A 15,904-nucleotide genomic window follows, 5' to 3' on the forward strand; every position below is an offset into this window, starting at 1 on the left:
GGACGTCCTCGCACGACTACCTGAAACGACCGCTTCCCAGGTGCACGCTCTACTGCCATGGAACTGGAAAGCTGCGGAGCACCGCCAAGTCGTATGACCGCGGCCTACGCCGGATGCTAACGGTCATTCGCTGCAGAGGCGCGATCATGTTCTTCGCTTAGTTCCCAATGGTCCCGACGCACGAAGGTCCTGCTGACGGCGGTGCTGTGCGGGGAGTGCGTGAGTATTGGAAAGCAGCCGTTGATCGTCCTGCAGGTTGGCAATCGGATTTATGTTCTGATCTGGAGTTGGGGGCAACTGCATCCGTTGTTGCGACCCTCGTCGGAGGCAATCTGACGCGCGTTCTGCGCTATCCGGTCTTCCTTGGCCTGTTATCAAAAGCCGCCTCACCCAATGCGTGTCCATGGGCTCGTTGTAAGCTGATTGTAAGGTTCTCCTGCCATTGCCAACCCAAAAGTTCGGGATGGCGAAAGACGTGGCAGATCAGACAATCTGGCTTGGAGTAGGTTTTCTCGGGCAAGCGCTATTCAGCGCTCGCTTCATCATCCAGTGGCTGGCCAGCGAACGGATGCGGCAGAGCGTCATTCCCCATGCCTTCTGGTGGCTCTCTCTCGCTGGCGGCATCACGCTCCTTGCCTATGCCCTGTGGCGCGGAGATCCTGTTTTCGTTTTTGGCCAGTCGGCTGGCCTGGTTGTCTATGCGCGTAACCTCATGCTGATCCGACAGCATCGCGTGGCCGACGCATGAGATCTGCTCTGAGCGCTACGCTGCTGTTCGCGTTGGCGGCGCTGACTTTGATCCAGCTCCGCCCGCTCATGCCGGTTGACGAGACCCGCTATCTTGCCGCCGCGTGGGAGATGCATGCCGGGGCATCGCCTTGGGTCCCACATCTGAACGGAGCACTCTATGGCCACAAGCCGCCGCTCCTGTTCTGGCTGATCAATCTGATCTGGGCGTTCACGGGCGTTCACGCATTTCCTGCAAGGCTGATCGGGCCGGGCTTTGCCACCGGATGCGTGGCGCTGACCGGACTTCTGGCGTTGCGATTGTGGCCCGAACGGCCGCAGCGGGCCGGTGCGGCGGCGCTGATCCTGGCGGTATCGCCGGTCTGGCTGCTTTTCGGGTCGACGACCATGTTCGACGCGATGCTGAGCGCGGCGACCCTTTTGGCCATGCTGGCGCTATGGTCGGCGGCGCGCAGCCCACGGCGTGCGGCGTGGATCGCTCTGGGCGCAGGGATCGCCTTCGGGGTCTATGCCAAAGGGCCGGTCATCCTGATCCATGTGTTGCCGGCCGCGCTTTCCATGCCGATCTGGGCGGGACCGGCGCGACCATCCTGGCAGGTCTGGGCGCGCGGCATGGGACTGGCACTGGCCGTCGCACTCTGCCTTGTGTGCCTGTGGCTGGTGCCGGCCATGATCCTCGGCGGCCCGGAGTATCGGACCGAGATCCTGTGGCGCCAAAGCAGCGGGCGCATCGTCTCGTCCTTCGCACATCAGAAGCCGTGGTGGTTCTTTCTGGCACTGCTGCCCCTGATGCTCTGGCCCTTTGGTTGGACAGCATCCGCATGGTCGGCGCTGCGGCCCCGTAGCCTGTGGGCGCAGCCCGCCACGCGTCTGGTTCTGATCTGGCTGGTGGGACCATTGGTGCTGCTCTCGCTGATCAGCGGCAAGCAGGCCCATTACATGCTGCCCGAGATGCCCGCCCTGGCCCTGCTGCTTGCCCATGGCTGGCCCAAGCGGCCTTGGACGCGGCGCGACCTGTGGCTGGCCCTGCCGCTGGTCGCCCTGGGCATCGCCTTTCTTGCGGCAGCCACCGGGCAGTTCCCGGCTCTGGCGCAGCTTGGTCATCCACTGCCGCTATGGTCGCTGGCCCTGAGCGTGGTGATCCTGATGGCGGGGGTCATGGCCTTCCTGCGCCTTCGCGCGGCCCCGGTCGCCTTGGCTGCGCTGCCCTTGGCGCTGATGATCGGGCTCCATGTGGGGCTGAGCCCGCTGCTGTTCGCGCGCTACGACATGACGGCGCTTGGTCGTGCGGTGGCGCCTTACGATGCGGCGGGCATCGCAGTCACCGACGGCACCTATCACGCCCAGTTGAATTTCGCGGGCCGCCTGACCCACCCCGTGTCCCGCCTGACCCCGGACCAGATCCCGACCTGGCGTCAGGCCCATCCCGACGGGGTCCTTCTGGACCTGACGGGCGGGACCATCCCCGGAATGGCCGCCGTCGCCCATTTTTTCTTTCGCAGCAACACCTACACCCTTTTCCGTTCAGAGGAGGCCTCTCCATGATGCCCGACATATCGATCATTCTTCCTGCAAAGGACGAGGCAGGCAGCATCACCCAGCTTGTGTCGCAGATTTCCACCGTGCTGGCAGGGCACGATCATGAAATCATCGTTGTGGACGACGGCTCGGTTGATGGCACGCGCACCGAACTGACCGTGCTGCAACGCGATTTGCCCCAGTTGCGGGTGATCTGTCACGACCGGCCCTGTGGCCAGTCGGCCGCCATCCGAAGCGGCGTTCTGGCCGCCCGGGCGCCGCTGATTGCCACGATGGATGCAGACGGACAGAACCCGGCATCGAACCTGCCCCTGCTGCTGGCCGCGTTTTCTACCGGGCGGGACCGGCTTGGGCTGGTACAGGGTCAGCGCCTGGACCGGCGCGACCGCTGGTCAAGGCGCCTGGCATCGCGGACTGCGAACCGCATCCGAAGGACGCTGCTACAGGACGGGGTCAGCGACAGCGGCTGCGGGCTGAAGGCGTTTCGGCGCGACGTCTATCTGTCCCTGCCCTATTTCGACCATATCCACCGCTTTATGCCCGCCATGGTCGCGCGCGAGGGGTGGCAGGTCGTGACCGTGCCCGTTACCCATGCCCCCCGGCTTTCGGGACGGTCCAAGTACGGCAATCTGCAACGGGCGCTGGTCGGGGCGGTGGACTTGCTGGGCGCGGCATGGCTGATCAGACGCCGCCGCCTGCCTGTCGTGCAAGAGCTTGCCCACCGCGACATCGGCGATCTGCAGGGGGCCGCATGACCGTTCTCATCACCGGCGCCGCCGGGTTCATCGGATATCATCTGGCGCGCCGCCTGCTGTCCGAAGGCCACCGTGTCATCGGCATCGACGATCACAACGCCTATTACGACCCGGCGCTGAAGGCCGCCCGAGAGGCGCAACTGACCCCCTTTCCCGGTTATCTGTCTCTGCGCGGGGGGATCCAGACGCCGGGGCTGCTGACCAGCATCATGGCCCGGCACAGGCCGCGCGTGGTCGTCCATCTGGCCGCCCAGGCCGGGGTGCGCCATTCGATCGAGGCGCCCGACGCCTATCTGGCCTCGAACCTCGGCGGCACGTTCCAACTGTTGCAGGCGGCGCGCGCGCACCCGCCCGCGCATCTGGTAATGGCCTCCAGCAGTTCGGTCTATGGCGGCAGCCCCGCCATGCCGTACCGCGAAACCGACCGCACCGACCAGCCGATGTCTTTCTATGCCGCCACCAAGAAGGCGACCGAGGGGATGGCCCATTCCTATGCCGCGCTTTACGGCTTGCCGATCACCATGCTGCGGTTCTTCACCGTCTATGGGCCCTGGGGCCGGCCCGACATGGCGCCGTTCCTGTTCACGCAGGCGCTGATGCAGGACCGGCCCATCCCGCTGTTCAACCGCGGCCGGATGCAGCGCGACTTTACCTATGTCGATGACCTGATTGGCGCGATCCGGGCGCTGATGGACGTGATCCCGCATCACCCGGCGATCCCCGTCGCAGGCGACAGCTTGTCGCCGGTCGCGCCATGGCGGGTGGTCAATATCGGAAATGGCGCGCCAGTGCCCCTGATGGCGTTCATCGACGCGCTGCAGGTCGCCACGGGGCGGACCGCGCGGCTGCAGATGCTGCCGATGCAGCCGGGCGATGTGGCGGCGACCTGGGCCGACACCACCCTGCTGGATCGCCTGACCGGACCGCGCGAGCCCACGGCCCTGGCGGTGGGTCTGGCGCGATACGTGGACTGGTTCACGCGCTATTATGGTGCCGGCACCCGGACAGCCGAGTCGATGCTGCATCGCATAGGTGCCGCGTGACTGACGCGCCGCCATCACAGGAGTGACATCATGCTATCGCACGCTCGCCCGGAGACGCACCTGATCCACCGCATCGGCTGGCTTCGTGCAGCGGTAATGGGCGCGAATGACGGGATCGTCTCGACCGCCAGCCTAATCGTCGGGGTCGCCGCCGCCAATAGCGACCGCGGCCAGATACTGGTGGCGGGGCTGGCAGGACTGGCGGCGGGCGCCATGTCGATGGCCGCTGGAGAATACGTGTCCGTCAGTTCGCAATCGGATACCGAACAGGCCGACATGGCCCGCGAAAAGGCAGAGCTGGCCACCGACCCCACCGGAGAGCTGGACGAGTTGACCGCGATCTACGTGCATCGCGGATTGGACTTGGCGCTGGCGCGACAGGTGGCGGTGCAACTGACCGAACACGACGCCTTGGGCAGCCATCTGCGCGACGAACTGGGCATGTCCGAAGTCACGACCGCGGCGCCGGTGCAGGCGGCGATGGTGTCCGCCGCGACATTCGCCGTCGGCGCGGCGCTGCCGCTTGGCACGGCGGCCTTGGCGCCGGACGGGGCGATTGCGGTTTGGGTGACGGGGGCGACGATGCTGGCGCTGGCGGCCCTGGGGGCGGTCGGTGCGCAGGCGGGGGGCGCGGGGATCAAGCGCGGCACGCTGCGGGTGCTGGTCTGGGGGGCGATGGCCATGGCCGCGACGGCGGTCGTCGGGCATTTGTTCGGTGTCGCCGCGGGGTGACGGCTTCCACCCTTCGCATCGACCGTGACGGGCGCGCGGATTGTAAGGTTGCCGAAAGCTGACGCGGGCATTGCTGTGCGCGTCGAAACACAGATGACGGAGACATCCATGCGTACCCCCCTTCTTGCCCTGATGCTGGCCGGACTGGCCTTTCCCGCCCTGGCCGCCGAACGCTGCGACGTGGCTCAGGCCGACTGGCGCCCGGTCGAGGAACTGACCGCCGACCTGACCGCGAAAGGCTGGACCGTCAGCAACGTCAAGACCGAGGACGGCTGCTACGAGGTCTATGGCCATGACCAGGACGGCAAGCGGGTCGAGACGTTCTTCGACCCCGCCACCTTCGAGGCCGTCGGTGATGACGACTGAGCGCGTCCGCGTGTGGGACGGCTTCGTACGGCTGTTCCACTGGTCGCTGGTCGCGCTGATCGCGGGGGTCTGGCTGACTGCCGAGGGGCCCAAGATCGTGCATGAGCGCTTGGGCTATGTCATCGCGGGGCTGATCGCGGCGCGCGTGATATGGGGGCTGATCGGCCCCCGCCATGCCCGGTTCGCGGATTTCGTCCGCGGGCCGCGCCCGGTGCTGGCCCATCTGCGCGACCTGCGGGCGGGCCGCGAACGCCGATATCTGGGCCACAACCCGGCGGGCGGCGCGATGATCGTGGCGCTGCTGCTGACGGTTGCGGGAACCGCACTGACCGGCTGGCTGCAGACGACCGACGCGTTCTGGGGCTCGTCCACGATGGAGGAGGTCCACGAGGTTCTGGCCACGCTGATCCTGGTTCTGGCGGGCCTGCATGTCGCAGGGGTGCTGGTCGAAAGCCTGCGACATCATGAAAACCTGGTCCTGTCGATGCTGACAGGCACCAAGCGGCCCCTTTCGGAAAAGGACCGCGAATGAGGTGACGGGCAAAGCTGATCCTGGCCCTGCCGGTCCTGGCCGGAGAGGTCTATCGGTCGGCCCAACCCCCAGCGGCGCAGTTGACGACATGGACCCTCGCGCACGGAATTCGCAGCTTGCTGGGCCTGCGCGGCGCGTCTGCGCTGTCAACGGCGTGGTAGAACCCGGCCGCGCGGCGGTGCAATAGTCTGCCAATTGGCGGCACAAGCACGCAACGTCGGGAGGGCGTAGCCCGACGAGAGTTCCGTGCTTGTGCCGTTGGCATTTTTTGAAACGGTTCAGCCGGCCTTTCGGGCGTGGCTTTGGGCGAGATCCTGGAGATCGGCCAGATCGAAGGTTTCCAGCAGCCGCAAGACCTGGATGTATTCGTGGCGGCCATGCCGGTTCATGCGCGCCTCCATCAGCCGGCGCAGTGTCGCGAACTCTTCGGGAAGCTTCCAGCCCTGAAGCGGCGCTGCCTGCCCAAGCGCATCGATCTTCTGTTCCAGAAGCTGCAGGTACTGGATCGCGTCGAAGACGATCTCGTCACGATCCCAGCACCGGGGATGACGGGCGATCACTTCCCCATGGCAACCGATGACCACTGTGTTGACATAGGCCCGGATCCAGACATCCTGATGTCCGAAGCTGAAGGCGACCCGCACCGAGTAGTCATTAGTCTTGTAGCGCACCAGAGATTGGGACGAGACCCGCCCATTGTCCTGATCACAGGCCTCGAAAGGCGCGGCCGGGAATGGGCGCATCGCTGCCAGATCGTGTTGCAACCGCGCGCCGATGGTATCGCTTTCGCCGCGCAGAACATCGAGCCGGCGACGCTCGCATTGCTCCTCCAGCCAGAGGTTGAATGCCTCCCAGGTTGCAAACTCGGGCATCGGCACCATGAAGTTGCGTCGGGAATAGCCGACCAACCCCTCGACATTCCCCTTGTCATTGCCCTTGCACGGTTGGCCATAGCGATCCCGGATCAGGTAGTGCGACAGGAACCCGCTGAACAGTTCTGCCCGTTTGCGGGTGCCGTCCGGCAGGATCTTGGCCAACAGGCATCGGTCATTATCATGGACGATCGACTGCGGAAGCGCGCCGAAGAAGGTAAAGGCACGCCTATGGCCGTCGACCCAGGCTTCGGCCACCGCCGCCGGACAGGCCCTGACATGGCAGGCATCGCTATTCGGCAGGTCTAGAACGAAGAAATGAGCTTTCTGCTCAATACCACCAATCCTGACCTGCGCCTCGCCAAAATCGGCCTGCGCATGGCCCTGCGGATGCGCCAGCGGCACAAATACTTCCTGCCGACGCTTCTCCCGCTCCCGCATGTGATCCTTGATGATCGTGTAACCGCCGGCGCACCCGCATTCCTCGCGGAGCCGGTCGAATACCCGCCTTGCCGTATGCCGCTGTTTGCGCGGCATATGCCGATCCGCCTCAAGCCACGCATCGATGATCGGAATGAACGGTTTAAGCTTCGGCCGCCTGGCCCTGGCCGTGCGCCGGTAGCCCGGCGGCACCGAAAAGGTCATCATCTTCGCAACAGTATCGCGGCAATGTTGAATTCCTTCGCCGCCTGAAGCTGGCTCATGCCCGACGCGCAGGCCTGACGCGCCTTCAGATATAGCTCTGCGCTGTAGATTTTCCCGCCCTCCCTGCAACTACAGAAAGGGAAAAGATGGACGAATTTTACACCGCACGCAGCAGCACCAAGCCGCCGCTTCCGTGGACTAATCTCGCACCGCCGTTCTCAAAATCGGCTGCTGGCGATACTCCTCCCATAGCTGACGCTTTAAGAGCTTGCCGGTTTCAGTGCGTGGCAGTGTCTCGCGAAAATCGATGCTTTTGGGGCATTTTATAGGTGAGAGCCGCTGACGGCACCATGCCGTTAGCTCCGCTTCAAGTTCCGCAGAAGGCCGACATCCGCATACTGTCTGCACCACGGCCTTGACCTCTTCACCCAAATCCTCGTTCGGAATACCGATCACTGCGGCATCCAATACCGCCGGATGTGCCAACAGGGCGTTCTCGGTTTCCTGTGGATAGATGTTCACCCCACCCGAGATGATGACGAAAGATTTGCGGTCGGTCAGATACAGATAACCGGATTCGTCAAGCCGTCCGATATCGCCGAGCGTCGTCCATCCCTCGTCATTGCGGCTTGCAGCGGTCTTCTCGGGGTCGTTGTGATAGGAAAACTGATGGCCATTCTCGAAATAGATCTCGCCCTCGACGCCATTGGGCAGTTCCCGTCCGTCTTCGTCGCAGATATGAATCCTACCGAGTTTGGCTTGCCCCACCGACCCCGGATGGGCGAGCCATTCTGTGGTGTCGATCGCGGTAAAGCCGTTATTTTCGGTGCCGGCGTAATACTCGTGAATCACCGGTCCCCACCAATCGATCATACGACGCTTGACCTCGATGGGGCAGGGCGCGGCGGCGTGAACCGCCATCTGCATCGACGAGATGTCACGCGACAGGCGCAGTTCATCTGGCAACTTCAGCAGCCGCACGAACATCGTCGGGACCCATTGGCTGTGAGTGATACGATGGGTTTCGATCAGTTCGAGGGCTTTCTCGGGATCGAATTTCGACATGATGAAGGCCGTGCCGCCCGATTTGATCGTTACCAGCGAATGTCGCAATGGGGCCGCGTGATAGAGGGGCGCGGGCGAAAGATAGCGGGTGTCGCGCCCGTAGCCGAACAGCCCGCCAAGCAGGTCGATCAACATCGTTCGCCCCCCGGGGGGGCTGTCCGGCATTGGCCATTTGATGCCTTTTGGGCGCCCTGTGGTTCCTGAAGAATACAGCATATCGAGGCCCTGTGCCTCGTCGGAAATGGGGCTGACGGGCGTCGCTGCGGCGCGACGTTTCCATTGCTCGCAGGACAGGATGTCCAGATCCGGCATGGTCGTGGCGATATGGCCTGCGATCTCGTTGAACTTTTCCGAGGTCAGCAGGACACGGGCACCGCAATCCTCGACGATATAAGCCAGTTCTTCAGGAGAAAGATGTGTGCTTGCAGTGGTGTAATACAGTCCGGCACGATCCGCTGCGAAGCAGATTTCAAGAAATTCGCGCCGGTTCTCCATCAACAGGACCACATGATCGCCCTTGGCCAGGCCCAGTTCACGCAGCAGATGCGCACCTTGATTGGCGCGTCGTTCGAGCGTGGCAAAGCTGACATCCTCGCCGGTGGCGCAAATCCGGAAGGCCAGACGTTCGGGGTCCTGCTGCGCCCAGTATCGGGTGTGATAGATCATCTGTTGCAGCTTTCAGAATTGGATCAGGGTCTTGCCCATCCCGGTGCCATGACGCAGGTGTTCCAGCGCCGGCCTCAGTTCGGCGAAATCGAAGCTGCGACCAAGAACCGGATGCATCTTAGCGGCATCCATCGCCCGCAGCATTGCCTCGAACCCATCGCGATGACCGACGGTCACACCCTGAAGCCGGATCTGACGTGTTACGATCGGCCCCAGCGAGGCATCAAATTGCAGCCCGCTTAGCACGCCGATCATCGCGATGGTTCCGCCATGTCGGATGGCCCGCAATGACGAGGGCAGGGTCAGGGCGCCGCCCAATTCGACGATCACATCGAAACCGCCGCGCTCTGCCGTAATCTCGCGGCTGGCGCGTGCCCAATCAGGTGTCGTGCGATAGTTGATGACGGCATCGGCACCCATGGCGCGCACTTTGTCCAGCTTGTCGTTGCTGGATGAAATGACCGTGACATGGGCGCCCAGCATCTTGGCAAAGGCCAAAGCGAACAACGCGACCCCGCCGGTGCCCTGAACCAACACCTTGTCGCCCGCGCGAACTTTGCCAAGTGTCGAGATCGCGCTCCACCCGGTCAGGCCCGCACAGGGCAGCGTGGCCGCTTCGGCATCGCTGAGGTAGTCGGGCAGCTTGACGACCCCTTGCTCGGACAGGCAGACCATCTCGGCCATGACCCCATCCAGAGGGCCGCCAAGCGACGAGGCGAAACGTTCCGCCGAAGGTTCGCCGGCGAGCCAGTTCTGGAAATAGGTCGGGCAAACCCGGTCGCCTTTGGCAACCCGCGTCACGTCTGCGCCAGTTTCGATCACCTCGCCCACGCCATCTGAAACCGGAATCAGGGGCAGATTTCCGGTCGCCCGCCCATAACCGCGTTCGGGCACGATCAAGTCACGGGCATTCAGTGATGCCATTCGCATCTTGATCAGCACCTGACCTCGACCCGGGCGCGGCGCCTCGCGCTCGGCCAGTGTCAGATTGTCGATGCCCCAGTCGTCCTCGATCTGGTAAACACGCATCTTTGCCTCGTTCATTTCAGGTTTCGGTATGGGCGCGCGCCAGTCGCGCCACGCGCTCGAGCAGCATCTCGGTCGAGCCGTCGACCAGCGTTGCGATCTGGGCGGCGGCAAGATGGCGCGCCATCGGATATTGCGGGCGCAAGCCCTCTGCGCCCATGGCGTGCAGCAGCACCGGCATATGCGTGCCAAGCGCTTCCGTGGCGGCGATCTTGGCGAATGCGGCGTCCAGTTGGGCATCCTGACCGGAATCAATCCGGTCAATCGCGCTGTCGGTCAGGGCACAGGCACCAGCCAAGGCAGTTTCGGCTCTTGCCACGGACAGGCGCCAGGCCTGATGCGCGCGCAGGGGCTTGCCAAAGGACTGGCGCGTCACGCCATAGGCGCTGACATGTCGCAGCGCTGCATCCAGCATCCCGCAGCACATCGCGGCGACATAGGCGCGCGCACTGTTGATCTCGGACATGATCGCTCCAAAGGCGGTGCCGGGGGGCAAGAGCAAATGATCATCGGGTAGATGGACGTTCAGCAGGGTGAAGCCACCTGTTCCCGCACTGGCCTGCGCAAAGTCCGAACTGCTGGCATGGCGGCGGCAGCCCTGTGCCGTCAGATCGACCAGAAAGGCGGCAATGCCGGAACTGTCTCCGTGTTCCTCCGTCTGGGCATATACGATCGCGGTGGCCGCATGGCGGGCATTGACGATCCAGGCCTTTTCGCCGTTCAACAGCCAGCCGCCATCCTTGCGCACCGCGCGGGTTTGAAGCGACGCGACATCCGAGCCGGCTCCGGGTTCGGTCAGGGCGGTGCAGGCGCTGGCTTCGCCCCATAGCAGGCTTGGCAGAAAGGCGGCCTGCACCTGGGGCGAGGCGCTGGCTACGATGCGGGCCGCGACATTATGGGTGTTCACCAGCGACATTGCGAAGCCGAAATCGGCTGCGGCCATCGCCTGGCATGCGCGGGCCTTGACGGCAAAGCCAAGCCCCAGACCGCCAGCAGATTGCGCCACATCCAGTCGGAACAGTCCCAATTCCGCCGCGCGCCGGAACAGATCCGGTTCCGGTGCCTGTCCCTTGGACCAATGTTGTGCCATCGGCGCAATCTGCTGTGCGGCGAATTGCCCGATGGCCGCCAGAATTTCCCGGGCTTGATCCGTCATCAGCGTGCACCGAGGCGCGACGCGATATCACGCGCCAGCCCCACGATCCCGCGAGGCATGAAGATCGTTGCCAGTACAAGGATCAGACCGTACAGGATCAGTCGAAAGCTGTCTGCAAAGCGAAGGTACTCCGGCAGGAAAACCACGATGAACGCACCTATCACCGGGCCGGTCAGGGTTCCCGAACCTCCGATGATGACAGCCAGAATCGCGTCCAGAGATTGCGCCACGCTGAAGATCTCGGGGTTGATAAAGCTTTGGTAATGCGCGTAGAGCGCGCCGGCCAGACCGGCGAACATGGCGCTGACGACAAAGGCGAACAGCTTGTATTTCCAAGACGCCACCCCGACCGAGGCAACCAGATCCTCGTTCTGTCGAATGGCCAGCAGGATCTGTCCGATACGCGACCGAACGATCAGTGCCGCCAAAGCCGTCATTGCCACCGCGACGATCAGCACGAAATAGTAATAGACCTGCCTGTCATGGAAATCGATCCATGCGCCGCGTCCATAGCCGGGCTTTGGGATGCCGGTGATCCCCGCCTCGCCATTGGTCAGGGCGGTGAAATTCAACAGGACGATGAAGATGACCATGTTGAACGCCAAGGTGACGATGGCGAAGCAATGGCCTTTGACCCTGAGACTGGGATAACCGGTCGCCAGCGCGAACACGGCCGTGACCAGCGGCGCAAGGATGATCGTCAGCGTGACCGGCAGACCGAAATGGCTGCCCATCAGCGCAGTGCTATAGGCCCCTATGCCCATGAATCCTGCCTGCACGATCGACACATAGCCGGTATAGCCTTGGATCAGGTTTTGTCCCTGTGCCATGATCACCCAGATGAGGGCCAGAATGGACAGGTGAAGATAGTATTTGACTGAAATCAGCTGAGGCAGTGCGATAAAGGCAGCCAGCGCGATCAGCAGGAAAATCTGTTTGCGCGGCATGGTTACGCCCTCCCCATCAGGCCCTGCGGGCGCAGCAGCAGAACGGCGATCATCACGACGAACGCGATCACGTCTTTATAGGCGGACGAGATGAACCCGGCGGCCAGCGCCTCGGTCACGCCGAGGACGATGCCACCGACAACGGCACCGGGGATCGAGCCCAGTCCACCAAGGATCAGGACAGCAAAGCCCTTGACGACCAGCCCCTCGCCGACGCCCGGCGCAATGGCAAACAGCGAACCGACCATGACGCCCGCCGCGACGCCGAGCGCGGTCGAGATGGCAAACACGATCAGAGGGATCATCTGGACATTGATGCCCATCAGGATCGCGGCATCGCGGTTTTCCGCGACGGCGCGGATCGCCTGGCCGGTCTTGGTCTTTTCGACAAAGATGGTCATCGCCAAAATGAGCGCGGCAGCGGCCAGAATGACGTAAAGCCGCAGTTCAGGCAGGGTCACGCCGCCGATGCTGAAGACGCGTCCGGCATCGGTCGGAATGACCACCTGCTCTGCGCCGAAGAACTGCAGATTTATACCCTCGACCATCATCGTCAAGCCAAGCGCCACGATGAAGGCATTGATATGGTTCGCGTTCCTGACCGGCCGATAGGCGAGCAGTTCGATCAGGACGCCAAGCACCATCCCGACGACCAATGCGACAAGGATCGCAAGGATCAACGGATAACCCTGCTGAGCGACAAGAAAGAAGGTCAGATAACCACCGAACATCGACACTGAACCATGCGCGAAATGGGCGATGCCAAGGATGCCGAATACGATTGTCAGGCCAAGCGCAATCAGGACATAGACGCCCCCGATCGCGATGCCGTTTATGATTTGCTGCAGGATCTCGGTCATGATTCCAGCGTCCCGCCGCGCGGATCAGAGCCACCGCCGGCAGAATATCTCCTGTGTGTTGGGGTAGGGGACGGCGCGATACAGGCGCCGTCCAATCTTCAGTTCACGGTCGAGAGAAAGCGCGAATAAGCTTCCTGATCCGAGGGTAGTTCCTCGACAAAAACCCAATGACCTTCCTGCCACTGGAATGCGCCATTGGCGGTATAGGCCTGGCCGTTCTGATCGAACATTTTCCCTTCGACCGGCAGATATTGCATGACCGCTTCGGGAAAGACCTCAAGCTCGCGCAGCGCCGCTGCGACGGCTTCGGTATCCTCGACACTGCCTGCCGCTTCGATCGCGTGTTTCAAGGCCCAGGCCTGATCATAGGCATAGGGTGAACTGGGCGAGGGCGCATCGCCGAAGCGTTCGCTGTAATTCGCGTGATAGGCCAGACCCGCATCGGTCGTGGATTGCAGCGTCAGCTCGGTTGGTCGCAGGTCCCAGACCCCTTCCATCTGCTCGGAACTGGCCACGCGCAGGAATTGCTCTTCGCTGCCGGAGGTGAAGCCATAGCGAGGAACGTCCATCCCCAGTTCGGTCGCTTGACGATAGGCAAAGGCCGCCGGTTCGACATATCCGACAACCAACAGCGCGTCGGGCTGCATCTCGCGGATCTTGGTCAGTTGCGGAGACATGTCGCGATCCTTCGAGGCAAAGACCTCATGGGCGATCACTTCACCACCGGATTTCTTGAACTCTTCCTCGAAGGCTTCGACATAGCTGGCATAGAACGAAGTTTCGAGCGCGCCCAGAACCGCGATCCGCTTGTGCCCCTGCTTGGCGACAAAGGCACCTGCGGCAGCCCCGGTATAGTCCGCTGGCGGGCGGGTGCGCACCAGATTGGAAATGCCTTGTGTGGTGATCGACCGCTCGGCGGCATTGCCGACCAGCATGACCGCATCCTCGTATTCGATAAAGGAAGCCACGGCGCCGGTGGCACCCGAACAGCAGAAGCCAAGGATGTATCTCACCCCATCCCTGTCGATCAGCTTGCGCACCGCGTTCGTCGCTTCGGTCGGATTGGCCTTGTCGTCATAAACGATGACATCCAGCATATAGGTGTCATCGCCCACTGCGATGCCCCCGGCCGCGTTGATTTCATCTGCGGCCATTTCGACCGAGTTGGCCTGGGGCAGCCCATAGACTGCCGCGCCGCCGGTCAGTGCGTCCGCGACGCCGATGGTCAGCGTCTTTTCCGCCGCATGGGCACCGCCGACAAGCATCAGCGTTGCCGCGCTGCATCCCAGCAAAGCTCTGATTTTCATGTTTACCTCCCTCCTGTGATGTTCCGGCTCAGTGTCCCAGATAGGCTTTCACGACTTCTGGGTGGGTCTGCAGCTCGGTTCCCGTGCCCTCCAGCACGATCTCTCCGGCTTCGAACAGATAGGCCCGGTCGGCCAGTCGAAGCGCCATAAGCGAATTCTGTTCGACCAGCAGGATCGTCATGCCCATCGCCTTGATCCGGGCGATGGTCTGGGCGACCTCAGCAACGATCTTGGGGGCCAGCCCCAGTGACGGCTCGTCGAAGATGCACAATCTGGGTCGCGACATCAGTGCGCGGGCAATGGCCAGCATTTCCTGTTCGCCGCCCGACAAGGTGCCAGCGGCCTGTCCGGCGCGCTCGCGCAGGATCGGGAACATGTCCAGCATTTCCTCGATATCGGCACCTTTGCGGGCATATGCGCCCAGTCGCAGGTTCTGCATCACGCTCATGCCCGGAAAAACCTGGCGTCCCTCGGGGCACATGGTGATCCCGGCCTGAACGATCGCATGTCCCTTGCGGTTCGTGATGTCATGGCCGTCAAAACGGATCTGCCCGTCGCGGGCCGGCAAGAGACCGCAGATCGTTTTGAGGGTCGAGCTTTTTCCTGCACCATTCGCGCCGATGAGCGCCACGCATTCCCCCTCGTTCACGTCCAGATCGATCCCGTGAACGACTTCGATGGCACCATAGCCGGTGCGAAGACCGCGTATCTCAAGCATCAGGCGGCCTCTCCCAGATAGGCATCGATCACTGCCGGGTTTTCGCGTATCTGGGCGGGCGTTCCCTGCGCGATTGATGCGCCGAAATTCAGTACGACGATCCGGTCACAGACTTCCATGATCAGGGCCATGTGGTGCTCGATCACCAGAACCGAAATGCCGGTGTCGCGGATACGACGGATCATGCCCGACAGGGTCTCGCGCTCATGCGAGATCATGCCGGCCGCCGGTTCATCGAGTAAAATGACCCGTGGGTTCGACGCGAGTGCTGTCGCGATCATAAGAAACCGCTGTTGCGCGGCGGATAGTACGCCGACAACCGTGTCGGCTTCGGCTTCCAGCCCCGTCAGTTTGAGCGCCTGCGCCACCTTTTGCTGAACGCGATCCTCTTCGGACTTGTCGCGTTTCAGGCGAAATGCCTGGGCCAGAGGACTGACCTTGCGATGCGCTTCGCAGCCCAGCATCACATGCTGGCGCACGGTGAATTCTGGAAAGACGCTGGCGGTCTGGTAGGTGCGCGTCAGTCCCATCGCAACCCGGTCCCACTGGCTGAGCGCCTCGACGCGATGCCCGCCAAGCCGGATCTGACCGCCGGTGGGGGGCAGCGAACCGCTGAGCAGGTTCACGGTGGTCGATTTGCCAGAGCCGTTCGGGCCGATCAGTCCCAGAACCTCGCCCTCGCGGATCGAGAAGGAAAGGTCCCGCAGCGCCTGAACGCCGCCAAAGGATTTGCAGAGGCCGACGACCTCCAGAATATCGGATTGCATTGTCTCCCCCCTTTGCCGTCTGAGCGGCGTTTTTGGATCCTAGGGTCAGGACCTATTGATGAGGTTCTAACGTTCTGATTCATTGCTCGAAAAGCGAGCGGTGACATGAGCAATCTCTTCTGGCTCACGGATGCGCAGATGGCGCGTCTTGAGCCCTTCTT

Annotated in this window: 15 protein-coding genes and 1 pseudogene; 7 read left to right on the forward strand and 9 right to left on the reverse strand. The window is 62.8% G+C overall.

The features are described 5' to 3' along the window. Nucleotides 1-463: 463 nt before the first annotated feature. The 7 genes from MU516_RS18930 to MU516_RS18960 all read left to right on the forward strand — a co-directional run bounded on the left by MU516_RS18930 (nt 464) and on the right by MU516_RS18960 (nt 5,714). Nucleotides 464-748 (forward strand): lipid-A-disaccharide synthase N-terminal domain-containing protein, encoded by a 285-nt coding sequence (locus MU516_RS18930; RefSeq protein WP_260278767.1) that lies wholly within the window; start codon nt 464-466, stop codon nt 746-748. Then, nucleotides 745-2,292: an ArnT family glycosyltransferase gene (locus MU516_RS18935; protein ID WP_260278768.1), complete on the forward strand. Its 1,548-nt coding sequence runs from the start codon at nt 745-747 to the stop codon at nt 2,290-2,292. Before MU516_RS18930 ends, MU516_RS18935 begins: the two co-directional genes overlap by 4 nt. Then, nucleotides 2,289-3,041 carry a glycosyltransferase family 2 protein gene (locus MU516_RS18940; protein WP_260278769.1) on the forward strand — a complete coding sequence of 251 codons (753 nt, stop codon included), beginning with the start codon at nt 2,289-2,291 and terminating at the stop codon, nt 3,039-3,041. Before MU516_RS18935 ends, MU516_RS18940 begins: the two co-directional genes overlap by 4 nt. Beyond that, nucleotides 3,038-4,084: an NAD-dependent epimerase/dehydratase family protein gene (locus MU516_RS18945; protein WP_260278770.1), complete on the forward strand. Its 1,047-nt coding sequence runs from the start codon at nt 3,038-3,040 to the stop codon at nt 4,082-4,084. The genes MU516_RS18940 and MU516_RS18945 overlap by 4 nt, the downstream gene beginning before the upstream one ends. A gap of 30 nt (nt 4,085-4,114) precedes the next feature. Continuing rightward, nucleotides 4,115-4,816, forward strand: a complete 702-nt coding sequence (locus MU516_RS18950; RefSeq protein WP_260278772.1) for a VIT1/CCC1 transporter family protein — start codon at nt 4,115-4,117, stop codon at nt 4,814-4,816. Between the two features lie 108 nt (nt 4,817-4,924). Continuing rightward, a complete protein-coding gene (locus MU516_RS18955; RefSeq protein ID WP_260278773.1) occupies nt 4,925-5,182 on the forward strand; it encodes a PepSY domain-containing protein in 258 nt (85 codons plus the stop codon). Beyond that, nucleotides 5,172-5,714, forward strand: coding sequence for a cytochrome b/b6 domain-containing protein (locus MU516_RS18960; RefSeq protein WP_260278774.1), 543 nt, complete (start codon nt 5,172-5,174; stop codon nt 5,712-5,714). Before MU516_RS18955 ends, MU516_RS18960 begins: the two co-directional genes overlap by 11 nt. Nucleotides 5,715-6,028: 314 nt before the next feature. Here MU516_RS18960 and istA read toward each other — a convergent pair. The 9 genes and pseudogenes from istA to MU516_RS19005 all read right to left on the reverse strand — a co-directional run. Further along, nucleotides 6,029-7,290, reverse strand: a pseudogene (gene istA, locus MU516_RS18965) (IS21 family transposase); the annotation flags it as partial. Between the two features lie 139 nt (nt 7,291-7,429). Further along, complete coding sequence (locus MU516_RS18970) at nt 7,430-8,962, reverse strand: acyl-CoA synthetase (protein WP_260278775.1); 1,533 nt, start codon at nt 8,960-8,962, stop codon at nt 7,430-7,432. Nucleotides 8,963-8,974: 12 nt separating this feature from the next. Further along, complete coding sequence (locus MU516_RS18975; RefSeq protein ID WP_260278776.1) at nt 8,975-9,991, reverse strand: zinc-dependent alcohol dehydrogenase family protein; 1,017 nt, start codon at nt 9,989-9,991, stop codon at nt 8,975-8,977. Between the two features lie 16 nt (nt 9,992-10,007). Continuing rightward, nucleotides 10,008-11,144 (reverse strand): acyl-CoA dehydrogenase family protein, encoded by a 1,137-nt coding sequence (locus MU516_RS18980; protein WP_260278777.1) that lies wholly within the window; start codon nt 11,142-11,144, stop codon nt 10,008-10,010. Further along, nucleotides 11,144-12,091: a branched-chain amino acid ABC transporter permease gene (locus MU516_RS18985; protein WP_260278778.1), complete on the reverse strand. Its 948-nt coding sequence runs from the start codon at nt 12,089-12,091 to the stop codon at nt 11,144-11,146. The genes MU516_RS18980 and MU516_RS18985 overlap by 1 nt, the downstream gene beginning before the upstream one ends. Nucleotides 12,092-12,093: 2 nt before the next feature. Then, nucleotides 12,094-12,951, reverse strand: coding sequence for a branched-chain amino acid ABC transporter permease (locus MU516_RS18990; RefSeq protein WP_260278780.1), 858 nt, complete (start codon nt 12,949-12,951; stop codon nt 12,094-12,096). A gap of 98 nt (nt 12,952-13,049) precedes the next feature. Beyond that, entirely contained in the window at nt 13,050-14,258 is a 1,209-nt protein-coding gene (locus tag MU516_RS18995) for an ABC transporter substrate-binding protein (protein ID WP_260278781.1), read from the reverse strand. Nucleotides 14,259-14,286: 28 nt separating this feature from the next. Then, a complete protein-coding gene (locus tag MU516_RS19000; RefSeq protein WP_260278782.1) occupies nt 14,287-14,976 on the reverse strand; it encodes an ABC transporter ATP-binding protein in 690 nt (229 codons plus the stop codon). Continuing rightward, nucleotides 14,976-15,743, reverse strand: a complete 768-nt coding sequence (locus tag MU516_RS19005) for an ABC transporter ATP-binding protein (RefSeq protein WP_260278783.1) — start codon at nt 15,741-15,743, stop codon at nt 14,976-14,978. Before MU516_RS19005 ends, MU516_RS19000 begins: the two co-directional genes overlap by 1 nt. Between the last annotated feature and the right edge of the window lie 161 nt (nt 15,744-15,904).

Source organism: Paracoccus maritimus (genome assembly GCF_025195095.1).
GTDB classification, from domain to species: domain Bacteria; phylum Pseudomonadota; class Alphaproteobacteria; order Rhodobacterales; family Rhodobacteraceae; genus Paracoccus; species Paracoccus maritimus.